The sequence below is a fragment of the Mycobacterium persicum genome, from assembly GCF_002086915.1.
Lineage (GTDB): Bacteria > Actinomycetota > Actinomycetes > Mycobacteriales > Mycobacteriaceae > Mycobacterium > Mycobacterium persicum.
In genome coordinates this window covers 3,497,475-3,521,278 of record NZ_MWQA01000001.1, presented here as the reverse complement: position 1 = coordinate 3,521,278, position 23,804 = coordinate 3,497,475, and the positions used below count along the sequence as shown (strand labels likewise).

Sequence of the window (23,804 nt, the reverse complement as noted above, 5' to 3'; positions counted from 1 at the left end):
GGTGAGCAATGAGCTGAATCACGAAGAAGCGATGCTGGTCGACACCGTTCGGGCCTTCATCGACCGCGACGTGAGACCGAGCGTCCGCGAGGTGGAACACGCCAACGCCTACCCCGAGGCGTGGATCGAGCAGATGAAGCGGATCGGTATCTTCGGCCTGGCCGTCCCCGAAGAGTACGGCGGGTCGCCGGTGTCGATGCCGTGCTATGTGCAGGTCACCCAGGAGCTGGCCCGGGGCTGGATGAGCCTGGCCGGGGCGATGGGCGGGCACACCGTCGTGGCCAAGCTGCTGACGCTGTTCGGCACCGAAGAGCAGAAGACGGCCTATCTGCCGCCGATGGCCACCGGCGAGCTGCGGGCCACCATGGCGCTCACCGAGCCCGGCGGCGGCTCCGACCTGCAGAACATGTCGACCACCGCGCTGCCGGATCCCGCGCAGGGCTCCGCGCAGGGCTCCGGCGGCTTGCGGATCAACGGCGCCAAGACCTGGATCACCAACGCGCGCCGCTCCGGGCTGATCGCGTTGCTGTGCAAGACCGATCCCACTGCCCTACCGCGCTATAAGGGGATCTCGATCGTGCTGGTCCAGCCCGGACCGGGCCTGACGGTGTCGCGGGACCTGCCCAAGCTGGGCTACAAGGGCGTCGAGTCCTGCGAGTTGTCCTTCGACGACTACCGGGTGCCGGTGTCGGCAGTGTTGGGAAGCCGTATGGGGGAAGGCTTTTCGCAGATGATGAAGGGCCTCGAAACGGGCCGCATCCAAGTGGCGGCCCGCGCCCTGGGGGTGGCGACCGCGGCACTGGAAGACGCGCTCGCCTATGCCCAGCAGCGGGAGAGCTTCGGTCAGCCGATTTGGAAGCATCAGGCCGTCGGCAACTATCTGGCCGATATGGCAACCAAACTCACCGCGGCACGCCAACTGACCCGCTACGCCGCCGAGCGCTACGACAGCGGCCAGCGCTGCGACATGGAGGCAGGGATGGCCAAGCTGTTCGCCTCCGAGGTGGCGATGGAGATCGCGTTGAACGCGGTGCGCATTCACGGCGGCTACGGCTACTCAACCGAATACGACGTCGAACGCTATTTTCGCGATGCGCCCCTGATGATCGTCGGCGAAGGCACCAACGAGATCCAGCGCAATGTGATCGCCGGACAACTGGTGGCCCGGGGCGGCATCTAGCCGATATGTCGGCGACCGGTGCTGTATATTTGCCTGACTTCGCCCAGGGAACCCAAGGGTAGGCACCAAAGGAGGGCAGCCATGAGTTATCCGCCAGGGCCGTACGGAGGTTCCCCCGAGTGGCAGGGCCAGCAGCCGGGCTGGCAGGGTCAACAACCGCAACCCGGTTGGCCGGCCCCGCAACCCGGTTACGCACCCGAGCCGGACAACTACCTCGTCTGGGCGATTCTGGCCACCATCTTGTGCTGCCTGCCGTTCGGCATCGTGTCGATCGTGTACTCCACCAAGGTCTCCGGGCTGTGGGCCCAAGGCCGCTACGCCGAGGCGCAGGCCGCGTCCGCCAACGCCAAGAAGTGGGCCATCATCAGCGCGATCGCCGGGGCGGTCATTGGTGTGATCGTCGGGGTGATTTACGTGATCCTGATTGCTGTGGCGGTGTCGGTCGATCACAACATGCCTTCCACCATCACCACCTATTCCGGCTACTGATCGAGGCGTTCCAACGTTGTGCGCCAACGGGTTTGCGCCTAACCGGTGGCTGCCGAGATGGCGTCCACCAGGCCCCAGGCCAGGGCGGTCGCGGCGTCGATGGTTCGGCCGGAGAGCACCAGATATGCCGTGCGCCAGCGTCCGATCCGTCGGGTAATGCTGACGGTGCCACCGGCGCCGGGGATCAGCCCGAGGCTCAGTTCGGGCAGCCCGAACACCGAATCGGGCCGGGCCACAACCCATCCGCAGAACGCCGCCATCTCCAGCCCGCTGCCCAGCACCCGCCCGTGGACCTCGGCCCGGCATGCCCGGCCAAGCCTGGCTCTGAGTTCGTCGAGCACCAGCGCTGGACTATGCCGGGTGCGGGCAAAGTGCGCGCTTACCGGATCGGCAAAGGCGCCGAACTCGGCGAGGTCGCCACCACTGCAAAACGATGGGCCGTTGCCGCTCAACACGATTCCGGTGACCGACGGGTCCAGCCGGGCTACGGTCAACGCCTCCAGCAGCGCGGCGCGCACATCGGTGGAGAACGCATTGTGTCGGCGTGGCCGGTTGAACCGGATCCGCAGGGTGTCCTTGTCGCGGTCCACGAGCACCGCGTCGGCCGTGCCCGGAACGGCGGCCGGGCCGCGATCGTCGAGCCAGCGTGCGAACTCCGGTCCGGCCTGCAGGGTCGAATACGCCAGTGATTCGGTGACCACGCCGGCCAGCGTCGCACCGGCGGGATCCAGGGCCCGCAGCACGTCGTTGCACATGGCGCTGGCCTGCGGCCAGTGCCGGCAGCGCCGCGTCACGTCCGCCAACGCCTCGGACACCGACGCCACGGTGACCACCCGGCGATCGCCACATGGCTGGTCAGTCAGCGTGAAAGTCGCTGTTTCCAGCCAGAATTCATCCGTAGGCGAGCCGTGGGCGACGATCACGCCGGGTGGCGACGCCACACCCACGTCCCGCTCATCCGCGGGGATCGACAGGTCAACTACACGGAGCATCGGTCAGGCCGAATACTTCTCGATCAGCCCGTCCTTGTAGAGCTTGCCGGTGTCGGTGCGTGGCAACTTCGCCTCGAAAGCGATGGATTTGGGGCATTTGAAGTGCGACAGGCGATCCCGCAACCACGCCAGCAGTTCAGCAGCGAATTCCTCGGTTGCGTCAGCCGGGTCGACGGTCTGCACCGCGGCCATCACCCGCTGTCCCATCTCGCCGTCGGGAACACCGAAAACCGCGGCGTCGAGCACTTTCGGGTGCGTCACCAACACGTTTTCGGTTTCCTGCGGGTAGATGTTGACGCCGCCGGAGATGATCATGTGATGGCGCCGGTCTGTCAGATACAGGTAGCCCTCGTCGTCGAGATAGCCGATGTCGCCCACCGTCACCCAGCCGTGCTTGTCGCGCGACGCAGCGGTTTTCGACGGATCGTTGAGGTATTCGAAGGAGAACCCACCCTCGAAATAGATCTCACCCGGCTGGCCCGGCGGGAGTTCGTTGCCGTCGGGGCCCAGGATATGAACCGCGCCCTGCATCGGCTTGCCGACCGAACCGGGGTGCGCCAGCCAATCCTCGGCGGTGATCAGCGTGGATCCGACGGCTTCGGAGGACGCGTAGTACTCGTCGACGATCGGTCCCCACCAGTCGATCATCTGCTTCTTGATCTCGACCGGGCACGGCGCCGCGGCGTGCATCACCCGCTTCAGGCTGGACACGTCGTACGAATTACGCACCGAATCAGGCAGTTTCAGCATTCTGGTGAACATCGCCGGTACGAACTGGCCGTGCGTCACCCGGTAGCGCTGAATGGCGTCGAGCGCCGACTCGGGATCGAACTTCTCCATCACCACGGTGGTGATACCGCCGGCCTGGGCGCTCATCGACCACACCGACGGGGCGGTATGGTAGAGCGGCGCCGGGCTCAGGTAGACCGAATCGCGGTCCATCCAGTAATCGATCAGCGCCGACATCATCCCCGGCGCCTGATCCGGTGGAACATGGGGTAATTCACGTTTGATTCCCTTGGGCCGGCCAGTGGTTCCCGACGAGTACTGCAGCAGGTCGCCCTCACGTTCGTCGTCGATCGGTGTGCCGGGTTGGCCGGCAACGCATTCCGGGTATCGCTCCCAGCCCGCCAGGTCGCCGTCGGCGATCATCAGCAGCTCCGGCAGGCCTGCGGGAAGATGGCCGGCCAGACCCGCGCAGGTGTCGCGAAGCGCCGCGGACCCGAGGATCGCCTTGGCGCCGCTGTTGTCGACGATGTAGGCCGCCTCGGCCGGGGCCAGGTGGGTGTTGACCGGCACGTAGTACAGGCCGCTGCGGCGTGCCGCCCACATGACCGCGTGGATGTGTTCGTTGTTCTCCATCAGAATGGCGACGACGTCGCCTTCCCGCAGCCCCGCCCGACGGAATCGGTGCGCTAGTCGATTGGCCCGGGCTTCCAGGTCTGCAAAGGTCACGATGGTCCCGGACGGATGCAGGATGACAGCCGGTTTGTTGGCGCTTTTCGCATCTCCCAGGTGCTGGCGGATCTGCATTGGCAGTCAGGGGCGCGGTGTCCGCAGAGCAGACCCGGTTCCCCTTCCCCCTTATCTGTGTTGGGGACCCCCGTAAAGGTGGATCCGGGTTGGTCGTTGTTGTTTGGCCCGTGCTCCCCGCTCCGTGTTGAGGGGCGGTGGACCGCAGTCGGGGTCGAGGTGGAGCGCCCGCAGCGCAGCGAGGACGAACGACCTCGAGGCCGACCAGGATCCGCCGCATACTGGGTCGGCGCGGAGCGAGGCAAAGACGTTGCGGTTCAAATCATGTGACGCCTCCGTGAGTGCTGAGGGGTCGAAGACAGCAAGCGTGGCGTGCCGGCGCCCAGCCTTATCTGGGTCCACGGACGTACGGTCCGGCGACATGATGATGGATGGGGTGCCCGGCGTGCGGGCTGGTGATGGGTGCGGCCGCTCATTGTTTCCAGGGCGTCCACCCAGATAGCCGCCCACCCCGTTCGTGAAGCCGGTCCCACCGGTGCCACCGTCACCGCCGGGGCCGCCGTTCCCGATGAAGTTGGCGTAGCCGCCGTTACCGCCGTCACCGCCCGGCCCACCGACGGCGGAGGCAGCGAATGCCGAGTTGTCGCCACACAGGCGACATCGGATGCCTTTCAGGACGTCGTCAATGAAGTCGTGCCGGCGACCATCGGCGGACCGAGGTGCGTCCGAGCAGCTAGCTGTTGATGACGGCCGCGCGCTGCGGACGCGCGCTGATGCCAGCAGGTGGCTCCAGCTATGAAGCAGGTCCGGATCAGCACACGGCGTCGATCAGGTCGGTGGCCACCGCGACGGGGAACTGCACCACCGCGGTGCCGACCTCGTCGATCCCGGTCCGGACCGCGTTCACGATCGTCGCCGGGTCGCCGGTGAACAGCGACCAGCCGATGTCGAAAGCGGCAATCTGCGGCGCGGTGATGAGGTTACGCACGTCGACGAACAGCTCGGTCGGTAACGACGCCGGCGCGACCGGCATCCCGTCCCAACTGACCATCGTCCAGCCCCCCGTGGGATTGCCCTGCACCACGACAACGCCGGTGTTGGGCAGTGGGTGGGTGAGGATGAGCAGCGGATTCGGATTGTCGACGCCCATCATCGTCCCGACGCCGATGGTGAAGGCGCTGGAGTAGGACACCACGGTGACCTTGCCGTCCGCCGCCGGCACCGGGTTCGCCAGCGCGGTGTCGTACATCGTTTGCACCGCGCCGTTGAAGGTGTGGCCGAAGACCACTCCGTTGAAGTCGATGGAGCCCGGGTTGAGCATCGGCACGATGGGGAATCCGAACGTCCATGCCATCGGGCCGACCAGATACAGCAGGCCCGCGGGACTTATCTGCGGAAAGTCTTCGAAAATGCCGGCATTGATCTCGTTGAGCCCCGGCAAATCCTGCGGGGTCATCCCGAGGATGGTGGCCAACGGCGCGGCGGTTTGCTGCGTGCGGACCAGTTGCGAGTCGAACAGTCCGGCGAAGGGGCCCTGCGGCGCAAGCACATTGGCGATGTCTATTGCCTGTTGCTGGCCCACCGCGGTGAGATTGGCTCCCGGTATTGCCGTGTCCATCAATCCCGCCGCGTTGGCCGTGGTCTGCCCGTGCCGCACGAAGTCGATGACGATCGACTGCTCGTTGCCGCTGCCGGGGTGCAGCCAATTCCCGACGTTGACGGGCTCGCCGATGAACAGCCCGCCGCGACCACTCGGCGCGCCGGGCCCGCCGAGGCCGCCGGTGCCGAACAATAACGCCTGGCCGCCCGCACCGCTGACACCGCCGGTACCGCCGATGCCGCCGTTGCCCATCAGCAGTCCGCCGGTGCCGCCCATGCCGCCCGGCCCGCCGCCAAAGCCGTCGCCGCCGGGGCCGCCGTTGCCGATGAATCCGGCATTCCCGCCTCGACCGCCGGCTACAGCTCCGGGACCGCCGGTCGGCGTATAGCCGGCCCCGCCGTCGCCGAACAGCACCCCGCCGGCGCCGCCGGTGGGATTTGCCGCGGTGCCGGCAGTTCCGTTGCCGATCAGGTCACGCCCCAACAGCAGGTGGGTGGGCGCATTGATGACCGGGTCGAGCACTTGGCCGAACGGGCTGGTGATCCACGCTTGGCCGGCGTTGCGGACGGGACCGTAGACCCCTGTCTGGAATCCGTCGGAAACCGCTGAAACCAGAGCGCCCGCGACGGTCGCCTCGGCACTGGCATACGATGCCGCCGCCGCGCTCAAGGTGGCTACGAACTGCTCGTGAAACGTCGCTGCCTGCGCCGCCGCCGCCTGATACTCCTGGGCGTGCGCGCCGAACAGCGCCGCAATGGCCGCCGACACCTCGTCGGCGGCCGCTGCCGCGACTTCGGTCGTCGGAATGACCGCCGCCAAATTGCCCACACTCACTGCCGAACCGATGCGCGCCACATCCGCGGCGGCCGTCGCCACCATGTCCGGCCCTACCAGCACAAACGACATCGCCTACCCCTCGTGCTATCGCGTACTAGTCATCATGGGGCCCGACACCGGAAAACACGCGGGTATCGAAAAAATGGAGCCGGCCTTGTGCTCGTTTACCGAGCGCACCGTGACAACTGCGGCATGACCATGCGCGCTGCCGGCGGATCCTCAGACGACTACGCCGGGGTGATCGCCAGCGCAAGTTGTTGCGGCACAACGTTCATCAGGGTGGGAAGAATGCCGCTGACGGGCGGACCGGAGATATCGTCCACAAGCGGCGGCAAGAACCACACCAGAGTCCCTGTCATGGCGTGTGGCGGAGCAAGAATCCCGTCGAAGGGGATATCAAGCACCACAAGTCCCAGGCCAAGCGGTAGGAACAAGGGTAGTGTCACTTCGCCGTTGAGGAAGCCATTGGCGACGAATGCGGGAGCATCGATCAACGCTCCTAATGCTCCCGCGACATCTCCGGTCTGCACCGCGCCGGTAAAGGCCGCCACGGCGGTCCCGAATCCCTCGAGGGTGCTCAGCGGGGGACCTAACGCCGCGAGGGCCACCGCCGGCGTCACCTTGGTGAGTGTGGTCCCGATATTGACGAGGTTTTGCTGGATCTGCGCGGGAATGGCAGCGATCGGGAATAGGTCCGTCACAACATGATTCAGCGCCGACGGGTCAGACAGCGCGGTACCGAGGTGTTGAGCCGCGTTCTGCAGCGACGTGGCGATCGTCTGACCGTATGCCATCTGGTTGGCCACGATCTGGCGCAAGAACGGTGCCGGGTTGGTAGCCCAGGTGCTGCCGAGGCTTTGCAGGTTGGCGGATGTATTCGCAATGAGGTCCTGGTACGGGCCCGCAATGCCCGGAGTCGCCTCCGCTGCCAACGCCGCGGTTGCCCCGGCAGCCGCATCGACCGCACCCCGTCCGGCGGCCATGATCGCACCGACGCCTTGTCCGACCGCCGAGGCGCCGCCGGTCGGGATCAACGGGTGTCCCAGCAAGGTCTGCGCGGGCGCATTAACCGCGCTGATCAACGCCTGCTCGGCGTTGGCGATCTCGGTGCCGAGATATGCTGCCGCGCCGCCATTCAACAAGCTCACCAGCCGCTCATGGAATGTCGCGGCCTGGGCGCTCAGGGCTTGAAATTCCCGGGCGTACGCGTTGAACAATCCGGAGATCGCCGCTGACACCTCGTCGGCGCCCGCAGCCAGCACCCCTGTCGTGGGCGCAGCCACCACCGCATTGGCCGAACCGATCGCGGAGCCGATGTTCGCGAGATCTGTTGCTGCCACCGTCATGGTCTCCGGGGCCGTGATCACAAACGACATCTGACACCTCCACGTGCGTGCGGCCAGCGACGTACAGTTTCGTTGGCGCGACACCCATCCCGATAGGGGATTTGTACCTTTGTTGAACAGGCCCTAGTGCTCATGAGTGCGCAGACCGATCGCCGGGCTTCAGCGATGCCTGCGGTGCGACCGCCGGTCATCCCGGCGGAGATCGACAATCACAGGGCACCAAGGTATTTGATGTTCGATCACCAGCCCAGCCGGCGCGTGCCAAGGTGCACCCCGCTAGAATTTCGTCGGCTCCGGTGCCAGCTCGCTGTAGCGGCGCGCCGTATCCATCAGCGCGGTGGCGCCGGCGGTCACGTGGCTGCGACGGCTGACGGCTGCCACGTACAGGTAGGCCTCCGGAACGATGCGCTGCACTCGTGCGCCGGCGCGCTGCGCCACCCGGGTCCACGACGACGGCATCACAGCCCGGCCGATCCCGTTGAGCACCATCGGCAGCATTGAGGTGCGGTGCGCAACCTCGGCGACGATGGTGGCCGGGATGCCTTCGGCCAGGACATCATCGACAAGCGCACGCATCAACGAGCCGCGCTGGGACACGATCAGCCGGCACCCGGCCAAGTCTTCGCGCCGCACCGTCGGGCCACCCGGCTCGTCATCATCGAGACGCGAAATCAGTACCAGCGCTTGACGTTCCAGCGCGACGACGTCGAGATCGGAAGTGCGCGTGGGTTCGGCCGCTCCCAGCACCCCGATCTCGGTTGCGCCGCTGCGCACGCTGTCCAGAATCTCTTGCGGAGTAAAGCCGGCCTCGACGTTGACGGCGACGTCCGGATGGTCGCCGGCAAAAGCGGCCAAAATCGTTGTCAGCGGCTCCATTCCCGGCGACGGCATGGTGATCAGATCGACCCGACCACCACGCAGTCCCTTCAGCTCCCGCATGACGGCTGTTGCCTCGTCGATATCGCGGAGTACCACCCGGGCCGGACCCACCAGCGCCTTACCGGCGTCGGAGAGCACCACCCCACGCCCGACCCGGTGAAACAGCGGCATGCCCAGCTCACGTTCGAAGCCGGCGATGGCCTGCGACAGCGACGGCTGGGCGATCATCAGCTGTTCGGCCGCCCTGCCAATGCCGCCGTAGTCGACGACCGCCAGGAAAAACTTGAGCTGCCTGACATCCATGGCCATTCCTCTGATCAGCTTCGATAGGCGAAGCCTATACCACCGATCGCAACTTGGTCTTGGACGCGCACCGGCCGGCGTCCCGCTAATGGACTGTGTAGCAACCACAGAGTCAGCAACGGAGGCTTCCCATGGCAGGGCAGACAGGGCAGACACGGCAGGTTTTCAAGATCGCCGCGATTCCCGGCGACGGCGTCGGCAAGGAAGTCGTCGCCGCGGGCCGACGGGTCCTGGACACCCTGGCGACACAGTCAGGCCTGTATACCTTCGAGTGGACCGAGTTCCCTTGGGGCTGTGAGTATTACGAGTGGACCGGGCGGATGATGGCCGCCGACGGGCTGGAAACCCTGCGGGCGTTCGACGCCATCTATTTCGGCGCGGTGGGCTGGCCCGACGTGCCCGACCACATCAGCCTGTGGGGACTGCGGCTGAACATCACCCAGAATTTCGACCAGTGGGCCAACGTCCGCCCGGTCAAGTTCCTGCCCGGCGTGGTTTCACCGCTGCGCAACGCCGACGACCACGACCTGGACTGGGTGGTCGTGCGGGAAAACAGCGAAGGCGAGTACGCGGGACTGGGCGGGCGCAACCTCAGCGGTCGCGGCCCGGGCAACGAGGTAGCCCTGCAAACCGCCATGTTCACCGACAAGGGCTGCGAACGCATCATCCGGTTCGCATTCGACCTGGCCCGCACCCGCCGAGTGAAGAAGGTCTCCAGCGTCACCAAGTCCAACGCCCAGCAATACGGAATGGTGTTGTGGGACAAGGTCTTTGCGCGGGTCGCCCGGGACTATCCCGACGTGGCGCACGAGAGCGTGCTGGTGGACGCGATGAGCGCCAAGTTCGTGCTGCATCCCGAAGATCTGTCGGTGGTCGTGGCGTCCAACCTCAACGCCGACATCCTCTCGGATCTGGGCTCGGCGCTGGCCGGCAGCCTGGGCGTGGCCGCCAGCGCCAACCTCAACCCGGAACGGCGCTTCCCCAGCATGTTCGAACCCGTGCACGGTTCGGCGCCCGACATCGCCGGTCGCGGGATCAGCAACCCCATCGGCGCGATCGCCAGTGCCGCAATGATGCTCGACCACTTCGGGCTGCATCACGAGGCTCGCCGCGTCGACTCGGCGATCGAAATCGCCACCGGCCGTGGCGTATTGACCCGCGACATCGGCGGCACGGCCAGCACCGACGAGATGGCCGACGCGGTGATCGCCGCGCTGGCACCGGTTCTCAGCGCGGCCTGACCACTGTCATGACGGCATACGGGACGACGCCGTGGTACCGACAGCTGTACTTCTGGGTGCTGGTCGCCATCGGTGCGGGCATCGTGCTGGGCTGGCTGGCGCCGGCCGCCGGTGTGGCGATGGAACCGATCGGCACCACATTCGTCGCCGCGATGAAAATGCTGATCGGGCCCATCGTGTTCCTCACCATCGTCGGGGGTATCGCCGGCGTCGCGGACCTGCGCAAGGTCGGACTGACCGGTGTCAAAGCGCTGGCCTACTTCCAGGCCGGGACGATCGTCGCGATGGTCACCGGGCTGATGGCGATCAACGTGTTCCGGCTCGGCGACGGCGTCAACGCCGACCCGGGCAAGATTCCCGCCGGCTACCCGGGGTCAAAACCGACCACCGCGGGCAAGCACGGGTGGGAGCTGCTCAGCCACCTCGTTCCCAGCAGCGTGGTGGGCCCGTTCGTCGACGGTGACGTCCTGCAAATCATCTTTCTCGCCGTGCTTTTCGGGGTGGCGCTCAACGCGGTCGGCCAGATCGGCGGCCCGGTGCTCGACGCCGTCAACCGACTGACCGCGGTCGTCTTCAAGGTGCTGTCCTACCTCATGAAGCTGGCGCCGCTCGGGGCTTTCGGGGCAATGGCCGTTGCGACCGGCGGATGCGGCGTCCACATGCTGACCAGCCTGGCCGGCCTGGTCGTGCTGTTCTACGTCACGTCCGCGCTGTTCGTGGTGGTCGTGCTCGGTTCGGTGATGGCGTGTTTGCGGCTCAACATCTTTCACCTGCTGAGCTACCTGCGTGCGGAGTTGTTGCTGGTCCTGGGCACCTCCAGCCCCGAGCCCGCACTGCCCGGATTGATGCGCAAGCTCGAACACGCCGGGGTCAGTGCGGCCACCGTGCGGCTGATCGTGCCGACCGGTTACGCGTTCAACCTCGACGGTGCGGCGATCTATCTCTCCCTGGCCGCGGTCTACATCGCCCAGGCGACCAACACCCGCCTGAGCATCGGTGCGCAAATCGGTTTGCTCGCAGTCATGTTGCTGACGTCCAAGGGCGCGGCCGGCACGGCCGGGGGCGGGTTCATCGCGCTGACCGCGACACTGAGCACCGTCGGCCACATCCCGGCCTCCGGCATCATGCTGATCTTCGGGATCGACAAATTCATGGCCGAGTGCCGAGCCCTGGTCAACTTCATCGGTAACGCGGTAGCCACCCTGTTCGTGGCCAAGTGGAACCGCGAGCTCGACGTTGATCAGGCTCGAAAAGTGCTCGCCGGCAGCCGTACTCGTCCGATACGCCGGGACACCGAACCGATACTCGTCGGACCCGGAATGCAGCATGCGGGCACTCGTCGCACCTGATAAGTTCAAGGGCAGCCTGCCGGCCACCGCAGGCCCACGCCCTCAACCGAATTCGTCGGGTGGACGCCTCGCGCGCCGTCGACCTGAGCGGGGTCGAGCTGGTCGTGGCCGGTGATGTCACCAGCCCGCTGACCGGGCCCGACTGTGCCGCTGTGCTTTTCGCTTTGCAGAAGGGGCGACCGTCGGTTTTCAGCGGCGCCTGGCCGACGTCGACGTCATCATCACCGGTGAGGGGTGCCTGGATCGCCAGACCCTGCAGGGGAAGCTACCTGCCGTCGTCGCGCGGCGCGCCGCTCCCACGCCGGTCATCGCCGGGGCGAGCCGAGCCGAAATAGATTTCAGCTCAACATTATTCACTGATATCTGCACTCTCGCCGACCACAGCGTCAGCGACGCCAGCCGCGACCCTCTACTCAGCGCCGGATTGCCCTACCGCATCGGCACCCACATCGGAGGGCGCATCCAGATGTCGACCGGCACGACGGTCTCATAAGATCGGCTGTGCCGCAGTGCTATTCGCCGCCCGCGTACCCGTCGCGGCGTCAGCCGGGCGGTGAAGCGGCGAGCAGTTCCTGCAGCGCGGCGGTGAAGTCGTCGGCGAGGTCCGCCAGATCGGGCAGCAGCTTCGGGCAGGAAATGATGCCGAGATCAAGTTTGTCGTTGAGCGACATGACGGTGATGTTGAGCCCGCAGCCGTGAAAAATCGGCCCAAGCGGATATATCGCCGTCAGCCGTGCGCCCAGGAAGTACAGCGTGCCCTGCGGGCCGGCCACATTGGAGACGATCAGGTTATGCACCGGTGAATGAGTCAGCGGGATCTTGGGGTAAAGCCGCATCGCGGTACCGAACACTGCCCGGTCGGCGAACTGCGCCCAGTCCTGCAGCAGCGTGGCTCCGATCGCCGAGCTGTGGTCCTTGGCGCGCGAGTTCGCTTGTGCGATGGCCTGCAACCGCCGGCCCGGGTCGGCGATGTGGGTCTCCAGCCGGGAGAACATGCCCGAGACCTGGTTATGACCGGGCCGCGATGAGGCCTGCCGCACCGACACCGGCACCATCGCCACCAGCGGCTTGCTGGGCAGTTCGCCGCGGTCGAACAGCCAGCGCCGCAACGCCCCCGCGCACACCGCCATCACCACGTCGTTGACCTTGACGCCGAACCGATTCTTGACCTGCTTGATGTCGGATAGCTCCAGCTGCGTAAACGCGATGTTGCGCTGGGCGGTGACGGCGGCATTGAACGCCGTCGGCGGCGCGGCGAACGGACGTGCCATGCTTCGCCCGCTACGGGCTCGCCGGGCCGTCTCGACGAGCGAAGCACCCGTCAGCGACAACACGTTGGCCAGCCGCCATGATCGGGAGGCAAAGCCCACCAGCCCGCTGGCGGCAATCTGCAGCCAGTTGGCACCACCGGGGCCGGGCACCGCATCCGGCGGTGGCGCGTCCGGCTCGGTGCTGCACAGCCGCGCCAGCAGGTCGGCGCCCATGACCCCGTCCCCCGCGGCGTGATGCCCCTTGGTCAGCACCGCCACTCGGCCACCCGCGGATGCGGGCGTGCCGGCGAGGCCCTCAATGACCCACATCTTCCACAGCGGGCGGTCCCGGTCCAACGGCACCTCGGCGATCTGGGCGCAGGTCTCGGCCACTTCCGCCCGCCCGCCCGGGGCCGGTACACCGATGCACTGCAGGTGGTGGTCGAGATCGAAACCGGCGTCCTCTATCCACACCGGGTGATCCAGATTCAGCCGGGAGTCGGCGAGCTTCTCGCGGAATTGCGGCATCGCCTTGATCCGCATCCCCAACGCGTCGCGCAGCCGGTCGAACGTGTAGCCGCCCGGCATGGTCGAAGTATCCAGTTCCAGCAGCGAGCACACATGCAACGGCTGTGTGAAGGTTTCCAGGTATAGGAAACTGGCGTCCAGCCCGCTCAGTCTTTCCACAATGCTCTCCCCTGACTCGCTGCGGGTATCAGACGGTGGCGCTGCCCGATGCGCACACTGCACCCGCCGGGGTTACCCCTTCTGGCGGCGGGTAAACCTGCCGCGGCGAACACCAGTGCGCACGCATGGCTTCGAGTCGGACGGCGCGCGGCAGCGGGCCGGCTCGTAGGATCGGTCAATGCAGCTTGACGAGTACCTGTCACTGGATGCGACGGCTCTGGCCGAGCTCGTCGAACGCAAACAGCTCACCCCGGCCGAACTTCTCGCGCTGGCGCGCCAACGTGCCGATGCGGTCAATCCGCGGTTGAACGCGATCGTTCGTCGCCTCGACGAGGTCGCCGACCGGCAAGCCGCCGACCCGCGGTTGCACGGCAGATTCGCCGGTGTGCCGTTTCTGATCAAGGACCTCGACCAGGAATATCAGGGCTTTCCCACCTCGTCCGGATCCCGGTCGCTGGCCAACGACGTGGCCGACCGGCACGCTCTGATCACGCAGCGGTTCCTGGACGCCGGCCTGGTGATCTTCGGCAAGACCAACACCCCGGAGTTCGGGGCCAAGGGTGTGACCGAGCCCGAGTACTGGGGTCCGGCCCGCAACCCATGGAACCTGCAGCACACGCCGGGCGGCTCGTCGGGCGGATCGGCAGCGGCGGTCGCCGCCGGGATCGTGCCGGCAGCCGGGGCCAACGACGGCGGCGGGTCGATCCGCATCCCGGCCGCCTGCAACGGGCTCGTCGGCCTCAAACCCAGCCGGGGGCTGGCGCCGTACGGTCCGCAAACCGGCGAGCCGATGTTCGGCATGGCGGTCCAGGGCGTCGTGTCCCGCACAGTGCGCGACAGCGCCGGGCACTACGACGCAATCATCGGACCCAATCCCCGTGCCGGATACCAGGTTCGGCTCCCCGACGTCCCGTTCACCGAACACATCAACAACCGTCCGGGCGTCCTCACGATCGGCTTCTCGACGTCGTCGGCAATCAACCCCAGCCCTCACCGGGAGGCCGTCGCCGCGGTCGACGGCGCGGCCAAGCTGCTGCAGGACCTCGGTCACCGGGTCGAGGAAGTCAAGCCGCCCTACGACGACGCCGCCCTGGCGCGTGATTTTCTGATCATCTGGTTCGCTCAGCTCTACCGCCACGTCGCCGACATCAAAGCGCGAATCGGCGCCCGCGACAGCGACTTCGAGGCCGACACCCTGGGCATGTGTGAGCTCGCGCGGTCCGCCGGCGTGCTGGCGCCGATGCAGGCGCTGGAGAACATTAACAACTACATCCAATCCCTGACGACGTTCCACGAGAGCTACGACTACTTCCTGACCCCGACCCTGGCCACGCCACCCCTTGCGGTCGGCGCCACGGCGACGTCACCCCGCCTGCAGACGGTGGCCCGGGTGCTGAGCAAGCTGCATGCCGGAAAAGTGTTGGCGCTCAGCGGAATTCTGGATCAACTGATTCAGGAGAGCCTGGGCTGGGTGCCCTACACGCAACTCGCCAATCTGACCGGGCGGCCCGCCATCAGTGTGCCGTTGCATTGGACCGACGACGGGCTGCCCCTGGGGGTGCAGTTCGTCGGACGGCTGGGCGCCGACGGTGACCTGTTGCAGCTGGCCGCGCAACTCGAAGAGGCCCGCCCCTGGGCGCAACGGCATCCGGCGACCGCAGTGGCGGCGAGTTAGGCTCCCGCTCAAGGCCATTCGTGCACCGGAGCGCCGGTGTGCGCATTCTCGGCATAACGCCGGGTCATCTCGTGCAGCGCCGTGATGCGCGGCATCCCGCGGTCCTCGAGGCGACGCACCACCGCGGTCTGCCAGGCCGCCCCGGTCTGCCCGGTCCGCACCCGCGCTGCGACGACACCGAGATAGCGGTCGCGGTCAGCCGCATCGACGCCCCAGGCATCCAGCCCGGCAGCGGCGGCCGGGAGCAGCCACTCACCGGCGAGCCGCTCGACCGGCTGCTCGCCTCCCTGCCAATGCAGCCGGGCGGCCAGCCCGTCGCGGGCCCCGCGATGCAGGTTCTGCTCGGCCGCGGCGAACGGTAACTGCCGCCACGGCGCGCCGCTGTCGGTGCTGTCGGCGATCGACCGGATCAGCCCGTAGTAGAAGGCGGCGTTGGCGACCATGTCGACGGCGGTCGGACCGCTTGGCAGCACCCGGTTTTCGATGCGCAATTGCGGTTGCCCGCCCTGGACGTCGTAGACCGGACGGTTCCAGCGCCACACGGTGCCGTTGTGCAGCCGCAGCTCCCGCAGGGTGGGCGCTTGACCGGCCTCCAGGGCGGCATCGGGGTCCTGGGCCTCCAGCATCGGAAACAGCGGCGGAAACAACCGGACGAGGTCGTCGAACAGCTCGACGGGGTCGTCGATCCAGCGGTCACCGAGCCGCACCCGCGCCGGCGCGCCGGCGCGTACCTCTTCGCGCCGACGGGTGTCGAGCAGCTGTTCGAGCAGCGTGATGCGGGTCTCCTGCCATGCCTGGCGGCCGAGCAGGTACGGCGAGTTGGCCGCAACCGCCACCTGCACTCCCGCGATCGCCTGGGCGGCGTTGTAGTGGGCGGCGAACCGGTCCGGCGCTACCCGCAGGTGCAGTTGCAGGCTGGTGGTGGCCGCATCGGGTGCCACCGAATCGGTGGTGAACTCCACCGACTCGCAGCCGTCGAGGATGCGCACCAGGAACGGCCGCTGCCGAGCGGCCGACATCCGGCTGGTCAGCAGCTCGTAGCGGGCGTTGTGCGAGATGCGCTCGACGGTGAGCTGCTCGGCGCTCAGCGTCGGCAACATGCCGACCGCGAGCAGCCGGGCGCCCAGCCGCTCGATGCGTGCCCGGCATCCGTCGAGGACCTCGGCGAGGTCGCGTTCGCTGTCGCGCAGCACGCTGCCGTGTAGCCGGCGGGGTGCCAGGTTCAGCTCGACGTTGAACTGGCCGAGCTCGTGCTGCATGTCCGCGCGGCCGAGGCGGGCCAGGACAGCGTCGTTGACCAGCCGCGGCCGGCCCAGCGGGTCCACCAGATCCAGTTCCACCTCCATGCCGATGGAATCCTGGTGGCCGGTGAACCAGCCGTCGTCGACCATGCGGCGCAACGCGGCAACGCATCGCCGCAGCCGGTGCCGCACCTCACGCTCGTGGCCGACGACCAGGCCGGAAGCATCGACGCGGTCGCCCACGGCACACCTCCTCGCGGCCCGGCGGGATGCCACCGCAACTACAGCATGCCCTTCCTAGATCCCCACAGCCATCGGCTGGAACACGCCGAGGTGATAGGAACTGCTCGGGTACTCCTTGGCGCCCACCTGCAGCGACAGCGGCGTCTGGACCGGCTCACCACTGGCCACCCGCGCGGCGATGGAGTCGAGGTCGAAGCGCGGGCGCCAGCCCAGGTGGTGCCGGGCCCGAGCGTTGACGTACACCCGGTCCAGGCGGTCCGGAAAGCGCCACCCGCGGCGCTGCCACACCCGCGCGGCCAGCGGTGCCCGCCGGGCGAAAACCGTTGCCGCGTCAGTGCGCAACAGCGCGAGGTCCTCGCGGGTGAACGGCGTGGTGGCCGAGACGACATACCGGCCGAACCCGAGGTGTGGGGCGCGCGCGGCGGCTCGCAGGTGCGCGTCGACGACGTCTTCGAGCGCGACCCGGCGAAACGCATATTCGTTGGCCTTGATGTTGTCGTCGCTGCGGCCGTCGTACAGCTGCGGCATGTCGTCGCCGTCGGCGAAGAAGCGGGACGCGCGCAGCACGACGCAGGGCAGGCCGTGGTTGCGGTGCGCCAACTGGCAGAGGTCCTCCGCGCCGACCTTCGATACGCCGTAGATGTTCTTCGGCACCGGCGGCACCGACTCGTCGATCCACGCGGCGGGCCGGCCGGCCGGCGGGACCAGCGCGTCGCCGTACACCGTTGTCGAGGAGGTCATGACCAAGGCGCGCACCTTCGCGGCGACCGCGGCTTCCAGCACGGTATGCGTGCCGCTGATGTTGGTGTCCAGAAATTCCTGGCCTGCGACGAACGCCAGCTGCGGCTTGTGCAGGGCCGCCGCGTGGTACACCACGTCCACCCCGGCCATCACCTCGCGCACCAAGTCCGAATCCGTCACCGAGCCAACGACATTCGTGTACTCCGAGGGCCGGGAGTCGAGGCCCACGACGTTGGCGCCGCGGGCGCGCAGCGTCCGCACCAGGGCCTCACCGAGGTGCCCGGAGCTGCCGGTGACCAGCGTGCGCACCGCATGGCCGCTGCGCGCGAACAGCTGCGCGATTCGGGAAGCGGTGTGAATTCTGGTGGCGGCTGGGTGAGCTCCGGTTGCAGTGACGCGCATCTATGTCCCCTTATGTGGTACTGGCGGATTCCTTCAAGCACCGGCCTCAGCCGCGCATTGCGGCGACCGTCCGATCGATGTCGTCGGGTGAAAGCCATGGCCCGGCAGCATCTTTCGCGATCTGACGGATCACGCGGGACACCGCGAGGCCGGCCTGTTGCGCCGCTGCCCACACGTGCTCGACGTGCAGCGAATCAAGGCCGTGGAATCCGAAGCAGACCTCCCACGGATCGATGCCGTAGCTGTCGGGTGCGCGTCCCAGCATGTCCGATCGCGCCGCGTCGAAAAGCCGGTCCACGTCGATGCCCGCCAGCTTTCCGCGGCGCTGCAGTGCGGCGACCAGGCACTCGGTCTGGCAGTTGCCCGCTCCGCGCCCGACGCCCATCAGCGTCGCGTCCAGGAAATCGGCCCCCGCCTCGAACGCCTGCAGCGTGTTGGCGACGGCCAGGCCCAGATTGTTGTGCCCGTGGTAACCGACGCTGACATCGGTCGCGTCGCGGATGGCCTCGACGTAGCGCCGCACGTCTTCGGGCAGGAACGTGCCCGTGGTGTCCACCACGTAGACGATTCGCACGCCCAGATCGCGGGCCCGCGTCGCGGCGCCGGCCAAAACCTGCGGCTCGAACAGATGAGACTTGACCAGCTGGACCGAAACCTCCAGTCCCCTGGATTGCGCGCGCTCGATAAACGGCGCGAAGCTGTCCAGTTCGGTGGCGATCACGCACATCCGAAGAAAGTCGAGGTAATCGCCGGCCAGGTCGACCGCCTCGATGGGCGCCAGGGCCGGGACGATCACCGCGCCCAGTTTCGCCTTGCGCACCACGGCGCGACCGGTGCGGAAATACTCTTCGTCGGTCTGAGCCGCCCGCCCCTGCGCGGCCGGAGCGCCGATGGTGACACCGTGCCCGATTTCGATATAGGGGATGCCCGCCTCGTCGAGATCGCCGATGATGGTGCGCAGATCGTCATCGCGGTAACCGAAGTTGACCGCGTAGCTGCCGTCGCGGATGGTCGTGTCGAGGATGACCGGTTCACGTGTCATTTTCCGACTCCTATCTCGGGTGTGTTGAGTTCCGGATCGATCGCGATGTCGACCACACACGGGCCGGTCGCAACCAGGGCTTTTTCCAGACCGGCGCGCAGATCGGCGGCATTGTCGACGCGAATACCCTGCGCGCCAAGGGCATTGGCCATCGCGGCCAAGTCGTTGACGCCGGTCGAGGCCAGCGGCGACGGATCCATGCGCCCGCGGATCACCGCGGTGGTGGCGCTCAACCGCCCGTCGTTCAAGACCACCCAGGTGACCGGGAGTCGCTGCGCGACGGCCGTGGAGACCTCGGTGCCATGCATCAGAAAAGCGCCGTCGCCGGCGATGCAGACGACACGTTCGCCGGGCCGGGCCAGAGCCATGCCGATGGCGCCGGCAACACCGCATCCCATGGGGGCGAAGTCGACGGTGGCGAAGAACGCGCCGGGCGCTCGCACCGGTATCCCGCGAAAGGCCCAATAGATGCAGGTCCCGGAATCCGTGCAGAGCGTGCTGTTCGACGCCAGCAGCGCGTCCAGCTCCCGCATGACCGCCAGCGGATGGATGGCGTCGCCTCGGGTTGGCGGGACCGGCAACGAAACCCGCGCCGGCACCGTAACCGGTCGCGACGATCGCACCGGCCGGGCGCTCAGCGATGCCACGAAGCCCCGGGCGGTGGCGGTGACGCCGAGCGAGGTGGCGACGAAGCGGCCGAACGCCGCCGGGTCGGGATCGACGTGGATGACCTCGGCTCGCAGCCCGCTCCAGCGCGGCGAAAACGAGCGCGTGACCAAGCCGTCGAAGGAGACGCCGACCGCGATCAGCAGATCGCAGGGCGTGCCGAAAAGATGGTCCTCGGCCCTGCCGTCGCCGAACAACCCGAGCACGCCGAGGGAAAGCGGATGCGTTTCCGCGACGACTCCGCGTCCGTTGGGGGTTGTCGCAAACGGAAGCCCAGCTTTCTCACAGAACGCGAGGATTCCGGCTCCGATCCCGTCCCCGCGACACCCGTTGCCCAGCAACAGCATTGGCGCAACGGAGCGCTGCAGCCGATCGATCACCGCGTCGGCGATCTCGGTACCACTCGAGGTGAGAAGTGCGGCGGCGGCGCGGCCGGTGGCGCCCATCCCAACCGGGTCGACGGGCAGCACCTCGTTCACCAGGTCGCGCGGCAGGCCGATGTGCACCGGTCCGCTCGGGATGCTGGCCAGCGCCCGAAAGGCGCGGTCGATCTTGGACCGCGCGTTGGCCACCGATTCGATCGACACCGAACTGCGGCACAGCCGGCGAAAGACCGCACCCAGGCCGAGCCCGTCCTCGCTGGTGTCCTGCTGCGAATGCATACCGAATTCAGGGACCGAAACCTCGCCGGTAAGAACGAGCATCGGCACCTGGTTTACCGACGCATTGGCCACGGCGGTCACCACGTTGGTGGCCCCGGGTCCGGCCGCGAAGACCGCGGCCGGCCGGCCGGAAGCCCGGGCGTAGCCGTCGGCGAGATAGCCGGCGCCGCCGTCGTGCCGGGTCAGCACGATCTTGAAGTCGCCGTCGCGGGCAACACGCACCAGCAAGGAGTCGAGCCGGGACGTCGGGAGCCCGCACAGCACAGCTATGCCGGCCTCGCGCATCCGGTTGACCAGATGGTCGCCGACCGTCGTCACGGCCGGACCTGACGCGTGTCGCATTCGGGGGCGTAGGCCGGACCGCAGGCACACAGGAACACCAGCGGGTCGCGACCGAGATTGCGGATCTTCTGCGGCACCCCGGACGGGATCCAGACGGTGTCGCCGCTGCCCACCGCTCGGGTTTCCGATCCGACGAACACCAGGCCGCTGCCGGACAGCACGAAATAGATCTCGTCGGTGTTTTCCAGGCGGTGCCACACCGTTTCGGAGCCGGCCGCCACCGTGGCGTGCGCCAGGCTGACCGACGCGATGCCCACGTTCAACCGGTCGACCAACAGCCGCACCTCGGAGTGGTCCGCCGCGACAAACGGCTGCGCATCCCTGACGTTGCTGACGAACATGGGCACAGCGTCGGCGCGGGTGCTGGTCGAATCCTTGGCAGATCCTTGGAAAGAGCGCCTTAGGCAGCCATTTCAGGAGATACAGTGACACGATGCGCCGCCAGGCGGGTCGGGCACCGCACGCGCCGACGACTGTAGCCAGCACTCATGCCAGAAGCCAACAGCGTCTGGACGATGATGCCCGGACAGCGGGCCGCCGCGCCGCGCCGGATCCCGGGGCGGACTGCCGACTGGATTCCAGGCTGTTGCTGATCACCGTGACGTGCATGATGCTGCCGCTGATGGTCACGCTGGACACCACGGTCGTCAATGTGGCGCAGCGGACGTTCATCGAGGAGTTCTCGTCGACCCAGGCCGTGGTGGCCTGGGCATCGACCGGCTATACCTTGGCGCTGGCGGCGGTGATCCCGCTGACCGGCTGGCTGGCCAATCGGCTGGGCACCAAGCGGCTCTTGATGGCCTCGGTGCTGATGTTCACCGCGGGATCATTGCTGTGCGCGCTGGCGTCGAATATCGCACTGCTGGTGGCCTTTCGGGCGGTGCAGGGTTTCGGCGGCGGGATGCTGTTGCCGCTGCAGCTGATCATCCTGGCGCGCGCGGCGGGTCCGGCGCGGTTGGGCCGGGTGATGACGATCAGCATGATCACCGTCTTGTTGGCCCCCATCGTCGGACCCATTCTCGGCGGCTGGCTGATCGACTCGTTCGGCTGGCAGTGGATCTTCCTGATCAATCTCCCAATCGGAGTAGTGACCCTGCTGCTGGCGGGATTGACGCTGCCCCAAGATGATTCGCTGCCAGCGGAGTCGCTGGACGTGATCGGCATGGCGCTGCTGTCGCCGGGGCTGGTGCTGCTGCTCTACGGAGTGTCACAGCTGCCCGGGCGCGGCACCTTCGCCGACCCGTATGTCTGGGCACCTGCCACCACCGGTGTGCTGCTGATCGGCGCTTTCGCCCACCACGCGCTGCGCCGGAGCGACTGTGCGCTGATCGATCTGCGGCTGCTCAAGAATCGGTCGGTCGCGGCCGCCAACGCGACCCGGTTCCTGTTCGCCATCACCTTTTTCGGCAGCTGCCTATTGTTTCCGGCGTACTTCCAGCAGGTGCTCGGCAAGACCCCGATGCAGTCGGGACTGCTGCTCATCCCACAGACCGTGGCCGCTGCCACGGTGATGCCGATCGTCGGGCGGCTGATGGAAACCCGGGGACCGCGCAACGTGGTGTTGGTCGGCATAGCGGTGACCGTCGTCGGCATGGGCATGTTTGTTTACGCCATCCGCCACCAGGGCATCGACCTCACCGTGCTGCTGGGGGGACTCGGCCTTTTCGGCCTGGGCACCGCCTGTCTGATGGTTCCGGTCACCTGGGCGGCCGTGCACACGCTCAATTCCAGCGAAGTAGCCCATGGCTCGACGCTGTTCAACGTCAACCACAACGTCGCCGCGTCCGTCGGCACCGCCTTGATGTCGGTAATCCTGACCAGCAGCTTCAACGGCAGCGCCGCCATTGCCGCGGCCAGACAAGCCGATTCGATCCGGGAACGGGCGGCCCGGCGAGGCTTTTCCGCCGACCTGTCCCTGCCGCCACAGGTGCGCGCCCCCGACTTCGCCGAGCACCTCGCCGACGACCTGGCGCTCTCCTACACCGGGGTGTTCGGAGTCGCCATGGTCTTGACCGCGATGATCGCTATTCCGGCGTCGTTTCTGCCGAAACGGGCCACGCCCCGGGTACGGCTGATCGAGGCGGATTCGTAGCACCCGCCGGCGGTATCGGGTCAGTTGCCTTCGGTAGCCGGGCTCGCACCCTTGGCGCCCATCTTCAGGATTGCCGCGGCCAACGGGTAGTCGGCGCCTTCGCGTTGCTCGATATAGCGGCGAATCCGCTCGTTGCCGAATAGCGCGACACCGGCCTGTTCCATATATTGGCGCATCTCGTCGATGTCGAGCAGGATCAGCTCGTCCTCGCCGCGCCAGCCGAACGCGATCTGCAGCACCCGCGGCGACAGATCGAAGTACTCACCGACCGCGATGAGCTCGGCAAAGTCGGGGAAGTCGTCGGCCTCCTTGCGGCGGGAGTAGGTGGCTTTGGGCAGTTTGAGCGCGGAACCGATTTCGCTGTCCGGAACGTCGCGGTTGAGCAGCCACTCCAGCACGCGGCCAAGGTCCTTACCCGCTCGGTTAAGTCTTGGCATCCCACCAACGTAGTGCCGGTTCCGGCACGCGTCAATTCAGACGCGCTAGTGGAACCTGAGCGGGATTGGGGCGGGCAATGATCTTTTTTCGGGAGACTATTCCATTTTTGGAACATATAACGTAATGTACTCGCTGTGAGGTGTTGAGACGGCACGGAGGCCCGTCACACGAAACGAGATCCTCACCGGACCAGATCGGGGTTAACGCCATGGCAGACAGCGCAGCCACCACGAACCACGCCTTGCCGTCACAACGCCGCACCGCCGGGCGGCTCGCTCGCCTGCTCGTCGTCGCCGCCGCCGGAGCAGCCCTGCTGGCCTCCGCGCCCGCTTTTGCCGACGTCGCCGAAACCGGCCCGTCCTACCAGCTGGGCTACACCAAGGCGGTCCAGGATGGCGGTTTCACGGTCAGCAGGATGCGCGCCATGGGCTTTCCGGACGACGCGATCGTCATCTCCAGCCAGGTGCACAAGGTCTGCGCCAGGGAACTGGCCTCGGTGCAGGCCGTCACCGGGGTCAATGACGCCGACTTCCTGCGTGGTTGCGCCAGCGGAGTGCAAAGCCTGATCGATGCCGGAATGGCCTCCTGACGCCCGCAACGCCGCCCGCGGATCTCGGCGCCGGTGAACCGGCCA

At 67.2% G+C, this 23,804-nt stretch carries 20 protein-coding genes and 1 pseudogene; 9 read left to right on the top strand and 12 right to left on the bottom strand.

All coding sequences use genetic code 11. From position 1 onward, the window contains the following. The first annotated feature begins 13 nt into the window (after positions 1-13). Entirely contained in the window at positions 14-1,180 is a 1,167-nt protein-coding gene (locus B4U45_RS16100) for an acyl-CoA dehydrogenase family protein (RefSeq protein WP_240316730.1), read from the top strand. Between the two features lie 81 nt (positions 1,181-1,261). Continuing rightward, the gene (locus B4U45_RS16095; RefSeq protein WP_083154336.1) at positions 1,262-1,669 is read left to right on the top strand and encodes a CD225/dispanin family protein; all 408 of its coding nucleotides are present in this window, start codon (positions 1,262-1,264) and stop codon (positions 1,667-1,669) included. 38 nt (positions 1,670-1,707) lie between these two features. On the opposite strand, the gene B4U45_RS16090 is transcribed toward B4U45_RS16095, so the two are convergent. From B4U45_RS16090 to B4U45_RS16070, 5 genes are all read right to left on the bottom strand, one after another. Then, the gene (locus tag B4U45_RS16090; RefSeq protein WP_075546640.1) at positions 1,708-2,661 is read right to left on the bottom strand and encodes an enoyl-CoA hydratase/isomerase family protein; all 954 of its coding nucleotides are present in this window, start codon (positions 2,659-2,661) and stop codon (positions 1,708-1,710) included. A 3-nt stretch (positions 2,662-2,664) separates the two neighbouring features. Then, on the bottom strand, positions 2,665-4,194 hold the full coding sequence (gene fadD4 / locus B4U45_RS16085; RefSeq protein WP_075546639.1) for a fatty-acid--CoA ligase FadD4: 1,530 nt from the start codon (positions 4,192-4,194) through the stop codon (positions 2,665-2,667). A gap of 751 nt (positions 4,195-4,945) precedes the next feature. Beyond that, a complete protein-coding gene (locus tag B4U45_RS16080) occupies positions 4,946-6,640 on the bottom strand; it encodes a PE domain-containing protein (protein WP_075545656.1) in 1,695 nt (564 codons plus the stop codon). 158 nt (positions 6,641-6,798) lie between these two features. Further along, positions 6,799-7,947, bottom strand: coding sequence for a PE family protein (locus B4U45_RS16075; protein WP_075545655.1), 1,149 nt, complete (start codon positions 7,945-7,947; stop codon positions 6,799-6,801). Between the two features lie 246 nt (positions 7,948-8,193). Then, on the bottom strand, positions 8,194-9,099 hold the full coding sequence (locus tag B4U45_RS16070; RefSeq protein ID WP_075545703.1) for a LysR family transcriptional regulator: 906 nt from the start codon (positions 9,097-9,099) through the stop codon (positions 8,194-8,196). A gap of 131 nt (positions 9,100-9,230) precedes the next feature. On the opposite strand from B4U45_RS16070, the gene B4U45_RS16065 reads away from it, so the two are divergent. The 4 genes and pseudogenes from B4U45_RS16065 to B4U45_RS30440 all read left to right on the top strand — a co-directional run bounded on the left by B4U45_RS16065 (position 9,231) and on the right by B4U45_RS30440 (position 12,182). After that, complete coding sequence (locus B4U45_RS16065) at positions 9,231-10,340, top strand: tartrate dehydrogenase (protein ID WP_075545654.1); 1,110 nt, start codon at positions 9,231-9,233, stop codon at positions 10,338-10,340. An 8-nt stretch (positions 10,341-10,348) separates the two neighbouring features. Then, positions 10,349-11,689: a cation:dicarboxylate symporter family transporter gene (locus B4U45_RS16060; RefSeq protein ID WP_082275246.1), complete on the top strand. Its 1,341-nt coding sequence runs from the start codon at positions 10,349-10,351 to the stop codon at positions 11,687-11,689. Beyond that, a pseudogene (locus tag B4U45_RS30445) lies at positions 11,686-11,853 on the top strand (glycerate kinase); the annotation flags it as partial. The gene B4U45_RS16060 and the pseudogene B4U45_RS30445, both read left to right, overlap by 4 nt. After that, on the top strand, positions 11,832-12,182 hold the full coding sequence (locus tag B4U45_RS30440; RefSeq protein ID WP_082275250.1) for a glycerate kinase: 351 nt from the start codon (positions 11,832-11,834) through the stop codon (positions 12,180-12,182). The pseudogene B4U45_RS30445 and the gene B4U45_RS30440, both read left to right, overlap by 22 nt. A 49-nt stretch (positions 12,183-12,231) precedes the next feature. Here the strand turns inward: B4U45_RS30440 and B4U45_RS16050 are convergent, their stop codons facing one another. Beyond that, positions 12,232-13,626: a WS/DGAT/MGAT family O-acyltransferase gene (locus tag B4U45_RS16050; protein WP_219859449.1), complete on the bottom strand. Its 1,395-nt coding sequence runs from the start codon at positions 13,624-13,626 to the stop codon at positions 12,232-12,234. Positions 13,627-13,804: 178 nt separating this feature from the next. Between B4U45_RS16050 and B4U45_RS16045 the strand changes: the two genes are divergently transcribed. After that, positions 13,805-15,301 carry an amidase gene (locus tag B4U45_RS16045; protein ID WP_075545651.1) on the top strand — a complete coding sequence of 499 codons (1,497 nt, stop codon included), beginning with the start codon at positions 13,805-13,807 and terminating at the stop codon, positions 15,299-15,301. 8 nt (positions 15,302-15,309) lie between these two features. On the opposite strand, the gene B4U45_RS16040 is transcribed toward B4U45_RS16045, so the two are convergent. The 5 genes from B4U45_RS16040 to B4U45_RS16020 form a co-directional block, all read right to left on the bottom strand. Beyond that, positions 15,310-16,785, bottom strand: coding sequence for a glutamate-cysteine ligase family protein (locus tag B4U45_RS16040; protein WP_075545650.1), 1,476 nt, complete (start codon positions 16,783-16,785; stop codon positions 15,310-15,312). A 54-nt stretch (positions 16,786-16,839) separates the two neighbouring features. Further along, positions 16,840-17,835 carry an NAD-dependent epimerase/dehydratase family protein gene (locus B4U45_RS16035; RefSeq protein ID WP_176357747.1) on the bottom strand — a complete coding sequence of 332 codons (996 nt, stop codon included), beginning with the start codon at positions 17,833-17,835 and terminating at the stop codon, positions 16,840-16,842. Positions 17,836-17,974: 139 nt separating this feature from the next. Further along, the gene (locus B4U45_RS16030; protein WP_075545649.1) at positions 17,975-18,970 is read right to left on the bottom strand and encodes a 4-hyroxy-2-oxovalerate aldolase; all 996 of its coding nucleotides are present in this window, start codon (positions 18,968-18,970) and stop codon (positions 17,975-17,977) included. Next, positions 18,967-20,583 (bottom strand): thiamine pyrophosphate-binding protein, encoded by a 1,617-nt coding sequence (locus B4U45_RS16025; RefSeq protein WP_371687268.1) that lies wholly within the window; start codon positions 20,581-20,583, stop codon positions 18,967-18,969. The genes B4U45_RS16030 and B4U45_RS16025 overlap by 4 nt, the downstream gene beginning before the upstream one ends. Before the next feature lie 29 nt (positions 20,584-20,612). Beyond that, positions 20,613-20,981 (bottom strand): cupin domain-containing protein, encoded by a 369-nt coding sequence (locus B4U45_RS16020; protein WP_075545647.1) that lies wholly within the window; start codon positions 20,979-20,981, stop codon positions 20,613-20,615. A 92-nt stretch (positions 20,982-21,073) separates the two neighbouring features. On the opposite strand from B4U45_RS16020, the gene B4U45_RS16015 reads away from it, so the two are divergent. After that, complete coding sequence (locus B4U45_RS16015; RefSeq protein WP_075545646.1) at positions 21,074-22,732, top strand: DHA2 family efflux MFS transporter permease subunit; 1,659 nt, start codon at positions 21,074-21,076, stop codon at positions 22,730-22,732. A 20-nt stretch (positions 22,733-22,752) separates the two neighbouring features. Here the strand turns inward: B4U45_RS16015 and B4U45_RS16010 are convergent, their stop codons facing one another. Then, positions 22,753-23,169, bottom strand: coding sequence for a hypothetical protein (locus B4U45_RS16010; protein ID WP_241780159.1), 417 nt, complete (start codon positions 23,167-23,169; stop codon positions 22,753-22,755). 209 nt (positions 23,170-23,378) lie between these two features. Between B4U45_RS16010 and B4U45_RS16005 the strand changes: the two genes are divergently transcribed. Further along, positions 23,379-23,759, top strand: a complete 381-nt coding sequence (locus B4U45_RS16005) for a hypothetical protein (protein WP_075545644.1) — start codon at positions 23,379-23,381, stop codon at positions 23,757-23,759. Positions 23,760-23,804 lie beyond the last annotated feature (45 nt).